Annotated in this window: 2 protein-coding genes and 1 pseudogene; all 3 read left to right on the top strand. The window is 37.8% G+C overall.

Annotated elements, in window-relative coordinates; genetic code table 11:
• Window positions 1-221, top strand: a pseudogene (locus tag AC1DDX_RS26880) (methylmalonyl-CoA mutase); the annotation flags it as partial.
• Between the two features lie 3 nt (window positions 222-224).
• Complete coding sequence (locus tag AC1DDX_RS26875; RefSeq protein WP_172662288.1) at window positions 225-1,007, top strand: enoyl-CoA hydratase/isomerase family protein; 783 nt, start codon at window positions 225-227, stop codon at window positions 1,005-1,007.
• Between the two features lie 170 nt (window positions 1,008-1,177).
• On the top strand, window positions 1,178-2,002 hold an 825-nt coding region (locus AC1DDX_RS26870; protein ID WP_477622978.1), incomplete at its 3' end, for a sigma-54-dependent transcriptional regulator.

Raw genomic sequence — 2,002 nt, 5'->3', positions numbered from 1 at the left:
TTCTATCAGGAGCTCATATGACTGTTTTTCCGAAAATTGTAGAGATCATGAAGCAAAAACAATTAACAGATGTTTTGCTGACAGGCGGAGGTATTATTCCTGAAAATGACATAAAAAAGCTTAAGGAGATGGGTGTAGGAGAGTTGTTTGCCCCCGGAACTACAATGGTTACTATAGTAGACTATATTAAAAATTGGGTTGTTGAAAACAGAAATTTTTAGATTATGACTTATCAGAACATTTTACTGGAAATAACAGATGAGATTCTTTATATTACTATAAACCGCGAGCATAAATTAAATGCCTTAAATAAAGCTACATTGGCTGAATTAGCTGAAGCAATTTCAATTGCCGCAGACAACAATGAGGTAAGAGGAGTCTTAATTACCGGTGCCGGAGAGAGGGCTTTTGTTGCAGGGGCAGATATTTCAGAATTTTCCAACTACAATATTGCCGAAGGAGAGGAGCTTGCACGAGTAGGACAAAATAGCGTGTTTGATGCTATCGAGAATTGTCCTAAGCCGGTAATTGCAGCAATTAATGGATTTGCTTTAGGAGGAGGATTAGAATTGGCTATGGCTTGTCACCTACGTATTGCTTCTGAGAATGCAAAGCTTGGCTTACCGGAAGTTAGTCTTGGTTTAATTCCCGGATATGGGGGCACACAAAGGTTAACTCAGTTGGTAGGTAAAGGAAAAGCAATTGAGATCATTACAACAGCAGAGATGATCACTGCTTCAGAGGCAGAAAAAATAGGGTTGGTGAATTATGTAGTTCCTCAGAGCGAGCTTATTGCTAAGGCCGAAGAGATATTAAATAAAATAAAATTAAGAGCCCCATTAGCAATCGCCAGTGCTATAAAAGCCGTAAATGCATCATTATTACCCGATGTTGATGGGTTTGATACCGAGATAAAGGAATTTGGTAAATGCTTTGGTACTTTGGATTTTAAAGAAGGAACTACCGCATTTCTTGAGAAAAGAAAGCCGGTATTTTTCGGGAAATAAAGTCCTCAATTCGCTGAACCTCATTAAGTCTTTGAGGGATTTATTGGGGTTTTGTCATAAAGTGAGAAAAAAATTGTATACTTTTTTTATAAAACTGTAGAAAATATTTCCCAGATAAAAAAAACTAGTTATATTTATTTCATAAAATGCGCTCTAATTTTTTAGGTAATATGAGAAAAATATTAATTGTTGACGATGAGGTAAACATCGGCGTGCTGTTATCCAAGTTTTTAACCAGAAATTCCTTTAGTGTATCAACGGCTACAAGCGGTGTGACGGCAATGGATTACCTGGCTAAAGAAGCTTATGACCTTGTTTTATGTGATTATAGACTTGAGGATACGGACGGGAGAGAAATGCTGATCAAGATAAAGGAAAGCTATCCTAGCACCGGAGTTATTATTATTACAGGTTATTCGGATATTAAGCTTGCAGTAGAACTGATTAAATTAGGGGCATATGATTATATTACTAAGCCTCTATATCCCGATGAAATTTTAAATACAATTAATAAGGCAATAGAAACTCAGATTGCATTAAACACAAATCAATCTGAAACCTCTTCCGAAACGACTAAACAAAAGGCAGCAAAACAAGCCTACAAGCAGGTGGATAATTTTGTTGCGGGCCAAAGCCCTGCTTCAAAAGAGTTATTGAAGCAGATTCAATTGGTTGCGCCAACTTCCTATAGTGTTATTTTAACAGGCGAAAGCGGTACAGGAAAAGAGTCTGTAGCAAAAGCAATCCACCTAAATAGTCCAAGGAAAGATCGCCCGTTTGTGGCAATGGATTGTGGTTCACTTACTAAAGAATTGGCTGGTAGCGAATTCTTTGGTCATGAAAAGGGGTCATTTACAGGAGCCCTTTATACTAAAATCGGTCATTTTGAAATGGCGAATGGAGGAACGCTTTTTCTGGATGAGGTAGGGAACCTTTCTTATGATATCCAGGCTGCTTTATTGCGAACTGTACAGGAGAGAACTACAGGAGAGAAC

Source organism: Pedobacter sp. 10L46_2 (assembly GCF_056395165.1).
This window is presented reverse-complemented; position numbering and strand designations above follow the sequence as displayed.